The 15,689-nt window shown below is 65.4% G+C and carries 15 protein-coding genes, 1 tRNA gene and 1 pseudogene (1 of these 17 running past the window's edge); 7 read left to right on the forward strand and 10 right to left on the reverse strand.

What is annotated here, in order from left to right; translation table 11 throughout:
* The 3 genes in view from tnpC to tnpA are tightly spaced (at most 31 nt apart) and all read right to left on the reverse strand, a layout consistent with a single transcriptional unit that may run on beyond the window.
* On the reverse strand, positions 1–1,266 hold the 5' portion of the coding sequence (gene tnpC, locus ACFFDA_RS27395; RefSeq protein ID WP_404476430.1) for an IS66 family transposase. Its footprint begins 306 nt before the window's first position; the window shows 1,266 of its 1,572 coding nt (coding positions 1–1,266); the start codon lies at positions 1,264–1,266; its stop codon lies off the left edge, out of view.
* Positions 1,267–1,297: 31 nt separating this feature from the next.
* Positions 1,298–1,624, reverse strand: a complete 327-nt coding sequence (gene tnpB, locus ACFFDA_RS27400) for an IS66 family insertion sequence element accessory protein TnpB (protein WP_404476432.1) — start codon at positions 1,622–1,624, stop codon at positions 1,298–1,300.
* 26 nt (positions 1,625–1,650) lie between these two features.
* Positions 1,651–2,106, reverse strand: coding sequence for an IS66-like element accessory protein TnpA (gene tnpA / locus ACFFDA_RS27405; protein WP_404476433.1), 456 nt, complete (start codon positions 2,104–2,106; stop codon positions 1,651–1,653).
* Positions 2,107–2,275: 169 nt separating this feature from the next.
* Here tnpA and ACFFDA_RS27410 point away from each other — a divergent pair, with 169 nt between their 5' ends.
* The 3 genes and pseudogenes from ACFFDA_RS27410 to ACFFDA_RS27420 all read left to right on the forward strand — a co-directional run bounded on the left by ACFFDA_RS27410 (position 2,276) and on the right by ACFFDA_RS27420 (position 5,078).
* On the forward strand, positions 2,276–2,701 hold the full coding sequence (locus ACFFDA_RS27410; RefSeq protein WP_404480406.1) for a hypothetical protein: 426 nt from the start codon (positions 2,276–2,278) through the stop codon (positions 2,699–2,701).
* 233 nt (positions 2,702–2,934) lie between these two features.
* Positions 2,935–4,106 (forward strand): IS3 family transposase gene (locus ACFFDA_RS27415; protein WP_404480407.1). Its coding sequence is split into 2 segments (ribosomal slippage): positions 2,935–3,199 and positions 3,199–4,106, totalling 1,173 coding nucleotides; the frame shifts between segments, so codons are not numbered across the junction.
* A 62-nt stretch (positions 4,107–4,168) separates the two neighbouring features.
* A pseudogene (locus ACFFDA_RS27420) lies at positions 4,169–5,078 on the forward strand (IS630 family transposase).
* A gap of 315 nt (positions 5,079–5,393) precedes the next feature.
* Here ACFFDA_RS27420 and ACFFDA_RS27425 read toward each other — a convergent pair.
* Positions 5,394–5,485, reverse strand: a tRNA-Ser gene (locus ACFFDA_RS27425).
* A gap of 272 nt (positions 5,486–5,757) precedes the next feature.
* Here ACFFDA_RS27425 and ACFFDA_RS27430 point away from each other — a divergent pair.
* The 3 genes from ACFFDA_RS27430 (at position 5,758) to ACFFDA_RS27440 (ending at position 8,458) form a co-directional block, all read left to right on the forward strand.
* The gene (locus tag ACFFDA_RS27430; RefSeq protein ID WP_404480408.1) at positions 5,758–6,567 is read left to right on the forward strand and encodes a DUF1134 domain-containing protein; all 810 of its coding nucleotides are present in this window, start codon (positions 5,758–5,760) and stop codon (positions 6,565–6,567) included.
* Between the two features lie 153 nt (positions 6,568–6,720).
* The gene (locus ACFFDA_RS27435; RefSeq protein WP_404480409.1) at positions 6,721–7,899 is read left to right on the forward strand and encodes an aromatic amino acid transaminase; all 1,179 of its coding nucleotides are present in this window, start codon (positions 6,721–6,723) and stop codon (positions 7,897–7,899) included.
* Position 7,900: 1 nt separating this feature from the next.
* The gene (locus ACFFDA_RS27440) at positions 7,901–8,458 is read left to right on the forward strand and encodes a GNAT family N-acetyltransferase (protein ID WP_404480410.1); all 558 of its coding nucleotides are present in this window, start codon (positions 7,901–7,903) and stop codon (positions 8,456–8,458) included.
* A 43-nt stretch (positions 8,459–8,501) separates the two neighbouring features.
* Here ACFFDA_RS27440 and ACFFDA_RS27445 read toward each other — a convergent pair whose 3' ends face one another.
* On the reverse strand, positions 8,502–10,253 hold the full coding sequence (locus ACFFDA_RS27445) for an acyl-CoA dehydrogenase (RefSeq protein WP_404480411.1): 1,752 nt from the start codon (positions 10,251–10,253) through the stop codon (positions 8,502–8,504).
* Positions 10,254–10,327: 74 nt separating this feature from the next.
* Here ACFFDA_RS27445 and ACFFDA_RS27450 point away from each other — a divergent pair, with 74 nt between their 5' ends.
* Positions 10,328–10,882 (forward strand): TetR/AcrR family transcriptional regulator, encoded by a 555-nt coding sequence (locus tag ACFFDA_RS27450; protein WP_404480413.1) that lies wholly within the window; start codon positions 10,328–10,330, stop codon positions 10,880–10,882.
* Positions 10,883–10,894: 12 nt separating this feature from the next.
* Here the strand turns inward: ACFFDA_RS27450 and ACFFDA_RS27455 are convergent, their stop codons facing one another.
* The 5 genes from ACFFDA_RS27455 to ACFFDA_RS27475 all read right to left on the reverse strand — a co-directional run bounded on the left by ACFFDA_RS27455 (position 10,895) and on the right by ACFFDA_RS27475 (position 15,683).
* Positions 10,895–11,752, reverse strand: a complete 858-nt coding sequence (locus ACFFDA_RS27455; RefSeq protein WP_404480414.1) for an acyl-CoA thioesterase — start codon at positions 11,750–11,752, stop codon at positions 10,895–10,897.
* The gene (locus tag ACFFDA_RS27460) at positions 11,749–12,141 is read right to left on the reverse strand and encodes a MerR family DNA-binding transcriptional regulator (protein ID WP_404482895.1); all 393 of its coding nucleotides are present in this window, start codon (positions 12,139–12,141) and stop codon (positions 11,749–11,751) included. The genes ACFFDA_RS27455 and ACFFDA_RS27460 overlap by 4 nt, the downstream gene beginning before the upstream one ends.
* Before the next feature lie 62 nt (positions 12,142–12,203).
* Positions 12,204–13,898, reverse strand: coding sequence for a long-chain fatty acid--CoA ligase (locus ACFFDA_RS27465; RefSeq protein ID WP_404480415.1), 1,695 nt, complete (start codon positions 13,896–13,898; stop codon positions 12,204–12,206).
* On the reverse strand, positions 13,898–15,193 hold the full coding sequence (locus tag ACFFDA_RS27470) for an OmpP1/FadL family transporter (RefSeq protein ID WP_404480416.1): 1,296 nt from the start codon (positions 15,191–15,193) through the stop codon (positions 13,898–13,900). Before ACFFDA_RS27470 ends, ACFFDA_RS27465 begins: the two co-directional genes overlap by 1 nt.
* A gap of 55 nt (positions 15,194–15,248) precedes the next feature.
* Positions 15,249–15,683 (reverse strand): DUF2147 domain-containing protein, encoded by a 435-nt coding sequence (locus ACFFDA_RS27475; protein WP_404480417.1) that lies wholly within the window; start codon positions 15,681–15,683, stop codon positions 15,249–15,251.
* Between the last annotated feature and the right edge of the window lie 6 nt (positions 15,684–15,689).

A 15,689-nucleotide genomic window follows, 5' to 3' on the forward strand; every position in this document is an offset into this window, starting at 1 on the left:
ATCGGCCAGTTTGCTCTTGGCGCTCACCTGCCGAAGCCGCGCTTCCAGATAGAGCTTCAGGTCATCCACCACCACGCGGCTATGTTCAGCACGCATGGCACGGCGCTGCTCGGCCGATGTGCCCCGTACTTCATCCTCGACGGCATAGAGAATGGCGATGCGACGCAGAAGCTCGGTCGCAACCGGCGACTTATCCGCGAGCTCAAAGAATTTACGCCGGACGTGCGACCAACAGAAAGCGAGGCTGACCTGCTGGCGACGCTTGGCAAGCGCCGTATACCCGCCATAGCCATCCACCTGCAGGATGCCTGCGAAGTCTCCGAGATGGGCGTCGGACCGTTCGGCTTTGCGGTCGGGGGCGTAGACGTAGGCGACCATCGGCGGATCGCTGCCACCCCATGGTCGATCATCGCGGGCGTAGGCCCAGATCTGGCCGGTCTTGGTGCGCCCACGTCCGGGTTCTAGCACCGGCGCCGTCGTCTCGTCGGCAAAGAGGCGCTGCGATCTTCGTAGCTCTTCGAGCGTGCAATCCCGCAGGGGTCTCAGGTACCAGGCTGCTCGGCCGACCCAGTCCGCCAAGGTGGAACGGTCGAGCTTGATGTCTTGGCGGGCGTAGATCTGCGCCTGCCGGTACAGGGGAACATGGTCGGCGTACTTCGACACCAGAACCTGGGCTATCAGTGCCTCGGTCGGAATGCCGCCCTCGACTATCCGGGCCGGTGCCGGCGCCTGGACGACCGCCCCTTCGCAAGAACGGCAGCCGTAGCGTGGACGACGCGTCACGAGGACGCGGAATGTGGTCGGCACGACGTCGAGGCGTTCGGAGACGTCCTCGCCGATCGCATGCAGCGCGCCGCCGCAGCAGGGGCAGGCCTTGTCCTCTACATCTACCACCTGCTCGACCCGCTCGAGGTGGCCAGGAAGCGAGCCGCGGTTGGTCTTGCGCGGCTCATGGCTTTGAGCGAGCTGAGAGACCGCATCGCGGCTCGCGCGTGCTTGACCTAGCGCCGTCTCGACATCCTCCAGGCCAAGCTGGAGCTGGTCAGGATCGAGCTGCTCGGAACGGGGGCCGAAACGGTGGCGCATGAAGGCGTCGATAATCGCCTGTAGCCGCTCGATCTCGGCATCGGCCTCACCTTTGGCGAGGGTCAGCTCAGCGACCTGGGCCTCCTTGGCGACCTGCACCTCGGCAAGCATCCGGGACTGCTCGAGGACCAACGCACGTAGCGTGGCAACGTCCTCGGGTAGGTCGGCTTCGGTGAGCATGAAGGCAGTGAATCAGTAGGCGAAAGCCCCGTCAACCGGCAATCTGCGGCGCCTGCGGCCGGCGCCCACCATGTACGCGGCGCCAGTCCAAACCTTCCAGCAAAGCGCCGAGTTGGGCCGCCGTCACACGCATCACGCCGTCCTGTATCCCAGGCCAACGAAAGCCGCCCTGCTCGAGCTTCTTCGCCATCAGGCACAGACCAGTGCCGTCCCACCAGATCAGCTTGATTCGGTCGCTTCGCTTCGCCCGGAAGACGTAGATGACCCCGGAAAAGGGGTCGCCGCCGTACTCGGCCCCGACGAGTGCAGCCAGAGCATCCGGCCCTTTGCGAAAATCCACTGGCCGCGTTGCGATCATGACGCGGGCGCCAACACCAGGTCCGATCATCGCGTAGCCTTGAGCGCTTCGATCACCGCGGCGATCAGCCCTTTATCGGTACCGCGGGCAATCCTCACCGCCACACCATCTATCTCCAGCTCCACCGCGCTCGGAGACGATCGGCGCTGACGCCGCGGACGCTTGGCAACGGCAGGCACCTCGCTTGGCGGCGACGGTTCTATCACTGCGGGAACGAAGAGAGATGCGGGCGCCGGGGCAACAGGAAGCGCGAACCCTTGGGCTTCCATCTGCTTGCGCAGTTCGCGGCGCCAGGTGAAAAGCTGCGAGGGGATCATGCCGTGCCGCCGAGCAACGGCGCTGACGGACTCTTGGCCGGAATAGCTCTCCGCGACGATCGAGACCTTGAGCTCGGGTGGCCAGTCCCGACGCTTCCCCGCGCCGGTGAAGACCTCGAACCGCTGAACCTCGCTAGTGCCAGCATCGTCACATGACATCGTCATAGCACTAAAGACCTCCGCCTGATCAAAGGCGGTGAAACTCGGCGATGCGCCTCACACCCGCAAGGTGGGGCTCAGGCTTCGCTTACGCCTTAGAACGGGTACCTCCTTGATCAATCTGTGATCGCAAATTTAATCAATGGCGATCGAGGGAATCGATCTGGAGTCACCCGTGACAATTGCTGCTCCCGTGCCGAAAACCGTGGGGACTGCCGATATCCCGGTCGTTTATCTTGACTCGCAGGACTATAGTCGCTTCGGTGACTTACTACGCGGAGCATCGAAAGATGATGCGCTCTCGGCGCTATTCTTGGATCTCGTTGAGCGGAAGAACCGTGGCGAAGTCATCTTTGCGATTTCCATGCCAGTTTTGGCGGAAATATTTCAATACGATGCTGATTATCGAGACACCTGCTTTAAAAAAGCCGAAGCGGTTGAACAGTTATGTGGCAAATATGCCCTTGCTCACCCCGCTCGTTTGGTTGGTGCAGAAATATTATCTGCAGCTGCCGGTCGTGGCATGTTGGACTCTATTGAAGAAGTAAATGTTCTTTCCAGTGAACGCGCGAATGGCGCAGTCTCAATTAATGAGCGGTAGAAAGCCCTTCCCGCCGAATTCACCGTTCCGGTCGCCAGCCGTTCAATTTGCTTCTCGGTTAAGCGTGCGCCTTCCTCCTGAGCCTGTTGAACGGTTTCCTCGAAGGCAAGTTGAAGTTCCTCCATTGCCCATGGCCCATCAGCCACCTGCGGCCGTTTCGATTTTCTCCTGCCGCTCAAGAACCTAGCGCTTTCTAATCAATCTAGCGAATTGCTACTCGGTTTGGTACGGGAATGAAGACGACGAGGAAGCGCTACAGCGCGGATTTCAAGGCGAAGGTGGCGCTGGAGGCGATCCGGGGTGACCTGACGCTGGCGGAGTTAGCCGCCAAACATGGCGTGCACCATACGATGATCGCATCCTGGAAGCGGCAGGCCATCGAAGGGATGGCCGGCACGTTCTCCGGTGCGGGCGATGTGGCCAAGACCGCCAACGATAGCGAGCTCGAGAAGCTGCACGCGAAGATCGGGCAACTGGTCGTCGAGCGGGATTTTTTAGCGAAAGCCTTCGGTCGATGAGCGTGGATCGGAGGCGGGCGATGATCGAACCTGCTCACCACCGCTTGTCGATCTCTGCGCAATGCCGCCTGCTGCGGATCAGTCGTTCGTCTTATTACTACGCCCCGGTGCCGGAAACGGACGAGACGCTGGCGCTGATGACGGTGATCGACGCGACGTTTCTGGACTGCCCCTGGTACGGCAGCCGCCAGATGGCGCGGCACCTGCGGCGTGCAGGACATGAGGTCGGTCGCCGTCGGGCACGGCGGCTGATGGCGAAGATGGGGCTGACGCCGATCTACCAGCGGCCGCGCACCAGCGATCCCCATCCGCAGCACCGGGTCTATCCCTACTTGCTGCGCAAGCTGGCGATCGAGGGGCCAAACCACGTGTGGTGTGCCGACGTGACCTACATCCCCATGCGGCGCGGCTTTCTGTATCTGGTAGCGATCATGGACTGGGCAACCCGTAAGGTACTGGCCTGGCGGCTGTCGAACACCATGGACGCCGGCTTCTGTGTCGCAGCGCTGGAGGAGGCCCTGACCCGCTTCGGCAAGCCCGAGATCTTCAATACCGATCAGGGCAGCCAATTTACGTCGCACGCGTTCACCAGCGTGCTACGCGACGCCGAGGTCCGCATCAGCATGGATGGCCGAGGCCGGTGGATGGACAACGTCTTCATCGAACGCCTCTGGCGATCCTTGAAGTACGAGTGCGTCTATCTCCACGCCTTTGAGACGGGCTCCGAACTGCGGGCTGGCCTGGGCCGGTGGATCACCTATTACAACACCCAGCGTCCGCACTCGAGCCTGGCCGGGAGAACCCCACTCGAGGCCTATCGGCGGATCGGACAATCAGATCATGGGGGGCATGCCCCCCATGATCTGATGATCAAACAGGCGGCATGAACGATAACCGGGATTAGCTTAACTCAGCCGCCAAACTGTCCAAGAAGGCGGGACCACCTCAGATGAGTCATCCGCTTTCGACAGATTTGCGTTCGCCTTTTGGCAGCGATCGATAACGGATTGAGCTGCCGTGCGGCAGCGGCGCGATTTGGCATTGCCCCCTCGACGGCGATCCGTTGGCATGCGCGTCGGCGCGACACGGGTACCTTTGCAGCCAAGCCGTGAGGCGGTGATGTGCGATCGCGTCGGATCGAGGAGCGAGCGGCGGACGTCCTCTCTATCTGGTAGGCGCATAAGGACATCTCGCTGGAAGAACTGCGGATGGCGCTGGCTGACACCGGCCTGATCGTCTCGGTGGCAGGACTTCATCGTTTCTTCATCCGCCGGGGCATGACGCGCAAAAAAGACTGGCCATGCAATCGAGCAGGATCGCCCCGACGTCCTGAAGCAGCGGCATGACTGGTTCGAGGAGCAGATCGATCTCGATCCGGAGCGCCTGGTCTTCGTCGATGAAACCTGGACCGCTGCCAACATGACCCGCAGCCATGGCCGCTGCGCCAAAGGCGAGCGAGTGCGGATGGGTTTTCCTCACGGGCACCGCAAGACCACCACGCTGGTCGCAGCTCTGCGCATGACCGGCATGGTCGCGCCGATGGTACTGGACGGTCCTATCAACGGCGATTGGTTCGAGGCTTACGTGGCACCGGTTCTCGTGCCCGAATTGCAGCCCGGCGACGTTGTCATCATGGACAATCTGTCGAGCCATAAGTCCGGGACCGGATTGAAGCGGCCGGCGCCATACTGCGCTTCCTTCCGCCCTACAGCCCGGACTTCAATCCGATCGAGAAAGCCTTCTCTCGTCTCAAGACCATGCTCAGGAAAACTGGCGAGCGCAGGGTCAGCGGCCGGTGGAGCCTCATCGGCAAACTCGTCGACATCTTCCAGCCCACCGAATGCGCCAATCCCAACTGATAGGAAAATGCCTAATTCAATTGAAATGGCCTCCGGCGCTCCTGGGGCGGTTCAATCTGAAGACGAACTCTATCGTGCCATTGCCGACTTCGATGTGGCGGCGCGTCGGGTTGGGGTAACGAACGCCATTGGGCCGTGGTCCGCCACTTTGCCGGGCACTGAAGTGCCGCCGCAGGGTACTGCTTGATGCAAACCCTAGCGCCAGGATGCATCGGCTTATGATGGGCGGATGAAGACTATCGCCATTGAGGCGCCTTGCTGCCCAAAAAACCTAACAGCTAGAATATGTTAGGCTACCTTGAGCGCAAGGCGCAATGGCGGAGACGCCGGGATTCGAACCCGGGGTGCCCCCTTAAGGGCACGACGGTTTAGCAAACCGCTGGTTTCAGCCACTCACCCACGTCTCCGGATGCGGCTCAGGCCGGCCCTATAGCGAGAGGTATCGGGGGCGGCAAGGGGCGATCCGTGCACAAATGTCGATTTACGAAAAAGCTGCAAAAACGAGGGCTTCCTGATTCGGCCCGCCGCAAATGCGAGTCGTGTCGTCGCCCGTTCATTGCGAGGTCAGGCGCGGTGGATTCTTGTGCGATGGCACCATTCTGGTCCCTCAAGCGGCCGGGGGTGGGGAACGCCGGCAAGGGCCGGCACTGCAGGGCGCAAGCCACGAAAGGGTCATCTCATGCCGAACCGCAAGCAATCCATGGACACGGGTGCGACGGCGGGCCATCACCGCCGCAAGCTCGTCGCCGTGGCGGCAGCGCTGCTCGCGGTGATCGCGCCGCTTGCGCCGGCCGTGGCGCAAGTCACCACCGTTGATCCCGATGCCGCCATCGATTCCGACCTTAACCGGGGCACGACGTATTCTGCCACGCCCCAGGGCGGCGTACCGGGGAACGGCACGCCGGTCGAGGCGCCCCCGGCGACCGACTGGAACGCTCCGCCGGTTCCGGCCGAGCCCGTACCTTCCGCCACGCAATCGCCTGCCGTGACCGCGGGCGACAACAGCTCGACCTATCGCGAGGACGACCTCATTGGCGCTGCCGAAGGCGTGTTCGGCAAGGGTGCCAAGGGCCTCGCCGGGGTCATCAAGGACCTCCTCGCCAAGCAGGGCGAGCCCAACGGCTACATCGTCGGCCGCGAGGCGGGCGGCGCCATCGCCGTGGGCCTGCGCTATGGCTCGGGCACGCTGCACCACAAGATCGAGGGCGAGCGCCCCGTCTACTGGACCGGCCCGTCGATCGGCTTCGATGCGGGCGCCAATGCCGGCAGCGCCTTCGTCCTCGTCTACAACCTCTACGACAGCCAGGAACTGTTCCACCGTTTCGGCGCGGGCGAGGGGCAGGCCTATCTCGTCGGCGGCTTCACCGTCAGCTACCTGCGGCGCGGCAATACGGTGCTGATTCCCGTGCGTGCGGGGGCGGGGCTGCGCCTGGGGGCGAACATCGGCTACATGAAGTTTTCCGAAAAGCAGCGCTGGCTGCCGTTCTAAAGCGAGGAGCCGTCGTCCCCGCGGTCCCGGCCTCCGCCGGGACCACGAATGCGGCCTGACGAGGTGTTCGAGCGCAAGATAATGGCACTCGTGCACAAGTCCGGGCACTCGACTGTTGCACTGCCCCTCCAGCGGGGCTAATGGCCGCCCGCCATGCTCAACGACCTCAAGCAACAGCCCGCTGACGCGCTTCTTGCGCTGATAAAGCTCCACAACAACGATCCCCGCGCGGACAAGATCGACCTCGGCGTCGGCGTCTACAAGACCGCCGAAGGCGACACGCCCGTGTTCGGCGCGATCAAGGCGGCCGAAGCCAAGCTGGTCGCCGAGCAGGACTCGAAGGCCTACCTGGGCCCCGAGGGCGACATGGGCTTCGTCGAGAAGCTGATGCCCTACGTCTTCGGCAAGCAGGACCCCACCATGGGCGGCCGCATCGAAGGAATGCAGACGCCGGGCGGCACCGGCTCGCTGCGACTCGCGCTGGCGATGGTGAAGCGGGCGGGCTACACCCGCGTGATCGTCGGCAAGCCAAGCTGGCCCAACCACAACCAGATCTGCGCCGACCTCGGCCTCGACGTTCTCGAATTCAACCATGCCGCTGCCGATGGCTCGACCGACATGGACGCCTTGCGCGGTGCGCTTGCCTCGGCGCAGGCGGGCGATGCCATCCTGTTGCACGGCTGCTGCCACAACCCGACCGGCATCGACTACACCAATTCCGAATGGGACGAGATCGCCGGCCTGATCGCCGACAGCAAGATCCTGCCGATCCTCGACCTCGCCTACCAGGGCCTTGGCCTGGGCATGGAGGAGGATGCCTACGGCCTTCGCCGGGTGCTCGCAGCGGTGCCGGAGGCGCTGATCTGCTATTCCTGCGACAAGAACTTCGGCCTCTACCGCGACCGCGTCGGCGCGCTGTACGCTCTCGTCGCCGATCCGGCCGACCTGACCGCAGTGATGTCGAACGGGCACTCGCTGGCTCGCGCCAACTGGTCGCAGCCGCCAGACCACGGCGCTGCCGCCGTGCGCCTGGTGCTCGAGGACGAGGCGCTCACCTCGCAGTGGCTCGACGAACTCGACCAGATGCGCGACCGCATGCGCCAGGTCCGCGCCAAGCTCGCCGCGGCCGGCAAGACCGGCGGCGTCGACCTCACCGCGATCGGCGATCAGAACGGCCTGTTCTCGATCATTCCCTTCACGCCCGAGCAGGTGCAGGAAATGCGTTCGAAGCACGGCATCTACTTCGCCGGCTCGGGCCGCATCAACGTCGCGGGCTTGACGCTGGGCAACATCGACCAGTTCATCGCCGCCGTGGCGGACGTGACTGCCTGACATGAACCGCCAGCCGGTTCTCGAAGGGGACCGGCTGGCGCTCCGGCCCCTCGTGCCCGGCGATTGGCAGCCGCTGTTCGCAGTCGCTTCCGATCCGGCGATCTGGGCCGTGCACCCCTCCCACGACCGTTGGCGCGAGCCCGTGTTCCGTGCGTTTTTCCAGGAAGCTCTGGCCGGTGGCGGAGCGCTTGCGATCGTCGACAAGGCCAGTGGCGAAATCGCCGGTTCGAGCCGCTACGGGGTGCCCGAAGCGCAAGGGCGGGGCGAGATCGAGATCGGCTGGACCTTCCTTGCGCGCCGATACTGGGGCGGCGGCTACAACGCCGAATTCAAGCGCCTGATGCTCGCCCATGCCCTCGACCATTTCGAGCGCGTGGTCTTCCAGGTCGGCGCGGACAACGTCATCTCGCGCAAGGCCATGGCCAACATAGGCGGCATTCTGACCGACCGCGTTCGCACGTACGAGCGCGGCGGGGTGATGGTCGACCACGTGATCTTCGAAATCACCCGCGAGAGCTTCGCGGCCGGGCCCTTGGGGCCGTTGCGGCTTCGACGTTAGCTTCGAACTGCCCCTCCGTCCGGGAGGGGCAGTTCGGTGTCCTTCAGAACAGCTCTTCGTCCAGCGCCATCACGGCTTCCGGGCCGGCGGCGATGCGGACCGCGTGCAGGGCCGCGCGCGGCAGCACGTAGGCCGCATAATAGCGGGCGAGGGAGGCGTGCGCCTCGGGCGTGCGGGTATCGCCCAGGGCCGGTGCGGCGGCGAGGATGCGCACCCACATCCAGCCCATCGATACCAGCGCGAAGAGGTTGAGATACTCCGTCGCCGCCGCGCCGAGTCGGTCGACGTCGCCGGCTGCTGCGGCGATCGTCTCGCTGGCGGTTTCCAGAAGTGCGAGCGCCTCGCGCATTTGCGGGACGATCGGGTGATCCAATGCGGTGTCGAGGTCGGCGGCGATCGTGGCGAGATAGGCTCGCAAGGTGGCGCCGCCTTCCATCGTCACCTTGCGCGAGACCAGGTCCATCGCCTGCACCCCGTTGGTGCCCTCGTAGATCTGGGTGATGCGCGCATCGCGCACGTACTGCTCCATCCCGGCCTCGTGGATGTAGCCGTGGCCGCCCAGGACCTGCTGGGCCAGCACGGTGGTCTCGAAGCCGAAGTCGGTGAAGGCGGCCTTGATGACGGGCGTGAGCAGGGCGACGTCGGCGTGGGCTGCGGCTGCGACCCGCGGATCGGGGTGGCGGTCGGCGACGTCCATGCGGATCGCGGTCCAGGCGGCGAGGGCTCGGGCTGGCTCGACGAAGGCGCGTCCGGCGAGCAGCATCTTGCGCACGTCGGCATGGGCGATGATGGGAACCGGGCCCTTTCCGTCGGCGCCGCGGCCCTGCAGGCGCTCGCGGGCATAGGCTACCGCCTGCTGCGTAGCGGCGTCGGCGAGGCCGAGGCCCTGGATGCCGACGAACAGGCGCTCGGCATTCATCATCGTGAACATCGCTGCCAGTCCGCGCCCGGCCTCGCCGACCAGCCAGCCGGTGGCGCCGTCGTAGTTCATCACGCAAGTCGGCTGCGCGTGGATGCCCATCTTGTGCTCCAGCGCGCCGACCGAAAGCGCGTTGCGTTCGTCCCAGGTGCGGTTCTCGCCCGGCAGGAACTTGGGCACGAGGAACAGGCTGATACCCTTCACCCCCGCCGGGGCATCGGGCAGGCGGGCCAGGACGAGGTGGACGATGTTGTTGCCGAAGTCCTGGTCGCCCGAGGAAATGAAGATCTTGGTGCCGATGATCGAGTAGCTGCCATCACCGCGCGGGTCTGCGCGGGTTCGCAGGAGGCCGAGGTCGGTGCCGGCGGAAGCCTCGGTCAGGGCCATGGCGCCGCACCATTCGCCGGTGGTGAGCTTTTCGAGGTAGGTGGCCTTCAGTTCGTCCGAACCATGTGCGGCCAGCGCTTCGGAGGCGCCGCGGGTCAGGCCGGGAAACAGTCCGAAGGAGACGTTGGCGGCCGAGACCATCTCATCGAGCATGATCTGCACGGTGCGCGGCAGGCCTTGGCCGCCGAACGCGGGATCGCCGGCGAGGGCGGGCCAGCCCGCCTCGACATAGTCGGCATAGGCCTGCGCGAAACCGGGGGCGGTGAAGACCTGGCCGTCGATCAGCTTTGTCCCCGCTGCATCGCCCGGCAGGTTGAGCGGGGCGAGACGCTCGGCGCACATGCGGCCGGCCATCGTCAGGACCTCGGAGGCGAGTTCGGCGGTAACGTCTTCCAGCCCCGGAAGCGCGGCCATCTGGGCATCGAAATCGAGGACGTGCTCAAGCAGGAAGCGCATGGTCGCGACAGGGGGCTGATACGTTGCGGGCATAGGGTCGTCTCCTGCTTGCGTAAGGTGGCGGCGTATTGTACCAAACGATCGATACAATCAAGAACGAGTGCAGATTGACCGCCACCACCCGTGAGGAAGAAGTGCTGGGCGCCGCGGCGGCGCTGTTCGCGGAGCGGGGCTATTCGGCCACCAGCATCCGCGACATCGGCGAGCGGGTGGGGCTGCTCGGCGGGTCGCTCTATCACTACATCAAAAGCAAGGACGCGCTGTTCGTGCGCATCCACGACCGTGCGTTGCAAGGTGCCGAGGACCGCATCCGCGCGGCGATCGCCGGAATGGACGATCCCTTCGCCCGGCTGGCGACGGCGTGCCGGGTGCTGCTGGACATCCAACTCGACCCCGCGTCCTTGACGATGCCGCTGATGAACGATTTCCGTGCCGTGCCGGATGCGGTGCGTGGTCGGTTGGTCGAGCGGCGCGATGCCTTCGAGGCGCTGTTCGCCGGGCTCGTGGAGTCGGTGCCCCTTCGGGAAGGGGTGGACCGGGGCGTCTATCGCATCCTGCTGCTGACGACGATCAACAGTGCGAGTACCTGGTATCGTCCCGGCCGCTTGAGTCTGGACGAAGTCGCCCGGCAGATTCTGCGGGTCTACGCGATCGAGGGGTAGAAGGGGTCCTGCTCAGGCCGCGCCTTGCGGCGCCACCACTCGGCACAAACCTTCCTGCGCCACGCTGGCGACCAGCGTCCCGGCGCGATCGTAGATCGCACCGCGCGCGAAACCACGGGCGTGGCCGGCCCAGGGGCTGTCCATCGCGTAGAGCAGCCAGTCGTCCACCGGCGGGGTGGAGTGGAACCATACCGCATGGTCGAGGCTGGCAACCTGGAGGCCGGGGGCGAAGACGGCCGGGGTGTGAGGCAGGATGGCGGTGGCGAACAGCGCGAAGTCGCTGGCATACGTGAGCACAACGCGCCGGAGCGCATCGTCGGCCTCCATCGGCGCGGTGAGACGGAACCACAGGAACTGGTGCGGCGTGCCGGCGCTCTGGGTGGCCGGGGGGCCGGGGCGGATTTCCAACGCGGCCAGGCGCTCGGCCATCATCTGGGGCAAGGTCTGACCCACCGCGGCGAGGGCGGCGGCGAGTTCCGGGAAGTTCTCCGGGCCCGGCGCCTGCGGCATCGGCGCGGCATGGGCGAAACCATCCTCGCGCCGGTGGAACGAGGCGGCGAGGTTGAGGATCGGCTTGCCGCCCTGCATGGCGACGACGCGCCGGTTGGCGAAGCTGCCGCCATCGAAATCGCGCAAGGTCCGGTAGACGATCGGGCGCGTAGTGTCGCCCGCGCGCAGGAAATAGGCGTGCAGCGAGTGGGCCTGGCGTTCCTCGCCCACGCTGCGCGCGGCAGCGGCAAGAGCCTGCGCCACGACCTGTCCGCCGAACACGCGGCCCGGTCCCTCGGCGGCGGGGGCACCGCGATAGAGGTCGGTGTCGATCTCCTCGACATCCAGCAGGGCCTTCAGTTCCGCCACGGCCTGCCTCATGTCGCGTCCTCCACCGGCTTGACGGGAGTGCCTTCGAGCCAGGCGCGGGCCTGCCGTTCGATGGACAGCAGTTCCTCCAGCGTCTGCTCGATCGCGCGTTTCTGCTTGCGCAAGTCGGCGATGCGGCTGCCGACCTTGGCCTGGAGGATGCGCACCTGTTCGTGATGTTCCGGATCGACGTCGTAGAGGTCGAGGAATTCGGCGATCTCGCGGATCGTGAACCCCAGCCGCTTGCCGCGCAGGATGAGTTGCATCCGCCCGATCTCGCGCCTCGAGTAGATGCGCGTGGTGCCCACCCGCTGCGGCGCGATCAGGCCCTTGTCCTCGTAAAAGCGCAAGGTGCGCATGGTGACGCCAAGCTGCGTCGCCGCATCCTGGATCCCGAGCATTTCGGGATCGGCCGCAAGGACGGGGCCCGAGTGGGCGGCGCCGGATTGGGTGGAGGTGGCGGTCAAGCGGGGTTCCCGCCTGCGCGCCGCGCCGCTTCCTCTGCCGCGAGGTCTTTCTTGGAAAGCTTGCCGACCATCGTCTTGGGCAGCGAATCACGGAACTCGATCGAGGATGGAAGCTCGATCTTGTTCAGCCGCTCGCGCAGGAAGGCCAGCAATGTTTCTTCGTCCAAGATATCCCCCGGATGCAACGCCACGAACGCCTTGGGGGACTGGCCCCGGTAGGCGTCGGGCACGCCGATCACCGCCGCTTCCCACACCATCGGATGCTCGTACAGAGCCTCCTCGATGATCCGGGGATAGACGTTGTAGCCCCCGCACAGGATCACGTCCTTGATCCTGTCGACGAGGAACAGATAGCCTTCCTCGTCGAGATAGCCAATGTCTCCCGTGCGCAGGGCGCCGTAGATGAAGGTCTTTTCGCTTTCCTCCGGCCGGTTCCAGTAGCCTTTCATGACTTGCGGGCCGCGCGCGCAGACCTCGCCCTTCTCGTGCGGGGGGCAAGTGCGGGTGGGATCGTTGGGGTCGCGGATCTCTAGCTGGGTGCCGGGGAAGGCAGGGCCGCAGGAGTTGTCCTTGACCACGCCTTCCAGCGGGTTGCAGGCGATGATCGGGCTGGCCTCGGACAGGCCATAGCCTTCCACCACGTTGACGCCGGTGCGCGCCTCGAACTCGCGGCGCACTTCGAGCGGCAGCGGCGCCCCGCCCGAGATGCACACGCGTACGGCGTCGAACTCCCCGTGGAGTTGCTGGTTGTTGAGCGCGGTGTAGAGCGTAGGCACGCCGAAGAACTGAGTCGGCCGGGTCCGCTTGGCGGTAGCGAGGAACGACTTCATCTCGAAGCGGGGTAGCAGGATCATCTCCGCGGCTGTGTCGACCGAGTAGTTGAGCACGGTGGTCAGCGCGAATACGTGGAACAGCGGCAGCACGCCCAGGGTGCGCTCCTGATGGTCGGGCATGTGGCCCACATGGGCGATCATCTGCGCGGAGTTGGCGGCCAGGTTCGCGTGGCTCAGCATCGCTCCCTTGGGCACGCCGGTGGTGCCGCCGGTGTACTGCAGCACCGCGAGGTCGTGGGGCGAGCGCTCGACAGGGTCGGGCGCGGCGTCACGGGCGATGAGGTTCTCGAAACGGGCGTAGCGCAGGTCATGCGGTTCGTGCGCGATGTCTGCGCGCTTGAACAGCAGGAAGGCGCGGCGCTTGAAGGCGGGGAGCACGTCGGCGAAGGGGCAGACGACGACGCGCTTGAGGCAGGTCTTGCCGACCAGCGGCTCGAGCTTGGGCAGGCACAGCGCGAGGTCGGTGGCGATCATCACCTCGCAGCCGGAATCGGTGACCTGGTGCGCCATTTCGCGCTCTGTGTAGAGCGGGTTGAAGTTCACCACGACCGCGCCGATCCGCAGTATCGCGAAGTAGCAGATCACGTAGTAAGGCGTATTGGGCAGGCACAGGCCGACCCGCATGCCCTTGACCACGCCGAGGTCCTGGAGACCGCGAGCGGCGCGCCGGGAAAGCGCGCCGATCTCGGCATAAGTCCACTTGCGACCCATGAAGTCGACGGCCGGCCAGGTCCCGTGGGCCTCGACGGCATGGTCGAGCAGGTCGGTCAGCAGACGCGGCGCGATCGGCGGCATCTCGTCCGCATGTTGGTTGGGGGTGGCGGGAGCGACCCCGCCGATCGTCGCCGCGTCGCTCATCAGAAGGCCATCCTTGCACCGAGGGAGAATACGAGAGCCGAAGCGTCCTGCAACGCGCCGTCGACGAGGATCGGCGTCTGCACGACCGTGCCGGCATAAGCGGCGGTGGTGCGGTCGATGCTGGCGTTCTTGAAGTCGATGTACGACGCTGCGGCGTCGATGGTGAACTTGCCGAAGGCGTAGCTGGTGCCTGCCGAATAGTTCCAGCGGTTCGAGTCCGGCACCCGTGCGTCGCGTTCACCGTCCTGAGTCGGGGTGAAGCCCCGCTGGACGCCGGCGCGCACCGTCCACTGCGGGTTGACCTCGTAATCGGCGCCGACCGCGTAAGTCCAGGCATTGCGATAGTTCTCGGGGATCGAGACGTTGAGCGGGGCGCCCAGGTCGATCGAATCGAACTTGCTCCAGCCGGCGCGCACGACTTGCGCGTTCAGCGTCAGCTTCGGGCTGAAGCGGGCGCGCACGCTGCCGATCGCCTGCCACGGGGTATTGAACTCGGCCCGCGCGTCGATCGTGCCGTTCTGGGCGGCGAGGGGGCCGGCAAGGCCTTCGATGGTCACGGTGCCGTCGAGCTTGTGCTTGATCGAGGACTTGTACGCGGCGCCGATCGTGACGGGGCCTTCATGAATCTGCAGGCCCGCCGACCAGCCCACGTCCCAGCCCTTGCCCTTGAGGGTCTGGTGCCCATCGGCCAGCAGCGGCGAGAGATTGGGCAGGTAGTTGCCGAGGGTCGCATCGACGCGCTCGATGTTGGCGCCGGCGCCCACGCGCAGCCAGTCGGTCACGGCGACGGCGATGCTGGGCTGGATGTCGTAAGTGCGCAGCTTGGTCTTGTCGGCCGAATAGCGCGTCCAGCTATCGGCGTCGTAATTGGTGGTGAACGAGTAGGGCGCCGTGATCGCCAGGCCCACGGCCACCCTGCCAAAGCCGTAGGCGATCGCGCCCGAGGGCAGGATGCCATTGTCGATCGGGTTCTTGGCGACCGGATTGCCGCCGACCGACGCGGCGGGCTGGCCCGGGCGGACGATCACGGTGCCCTTGTCGACCACGTCGCCGCGAGGGCGGATGAAGCTGGCGCGCACCGAAGCCTCGCCGCCCTGGATGTCGGCGATCGACGCCGGGTTCCACCACAGCGAATCGACGCCCGTGTCGGCAGCTTCGCCCGAGAAGGCGCGGCCTTGGCCGCGCACGGACTGTTCCTGGAGATAGAAGGCCTGGGCATTTGCGGACCCGGCATAAGCGATCGCAATGACACTGGCCGCGCCGGCAAGAAGGATGCGGCCTGACTTGATATGCATTTCGGTACTCTCCCTAGGCGATTGTCTTTCGCGTATTCTCAAACGATCCGGGGGCTTACTTGATCCGGTTCCATGTCTGGGTCTTGCACAGGGGCCAGACGATGCAGCCCTTCAGCTTGAGGCTATCCGGGCCGGTCGGCGCGATGGTCGCCTTGTAGGTGCCGCCGTCCTCGGGATTGTAGATGGAGCCGCCCGTCCACATGTTCGCGTCGCGCTTGAAGCCGCCGACGATCAGCAGGCCCTTGAGCTTGCGGTCGCGCTTGGCGGCATCCTTGTTGTGGACGTCGCGAAGCTCGGGATTGGTCCGGATGTTGTCCGACGACATCAGCCTTCCGCAGATCGAGGCACCGCATCGGGTGATCTCCACGGTGCCGTTCTTCGAAGGCGTGCGCCAGGTGCCGAGCACCGAATCCGCATCGGCGGCCCAGGCAGGCGCGCCGGCGCCGACGGTGGCAACCAAAGCCAGCGCAAGGTGTTTCAAAATCTGCATTGGAGC

This window comes from Novosphingobium sp. BL-52-GroH, from assembly GCF_044813085.1.
Lineage (GTDB): Bacteria > Pseudomonadota > Alphaproteobacteria > Sphingomonadales > Sphingomonadaceae > Novosphingobium.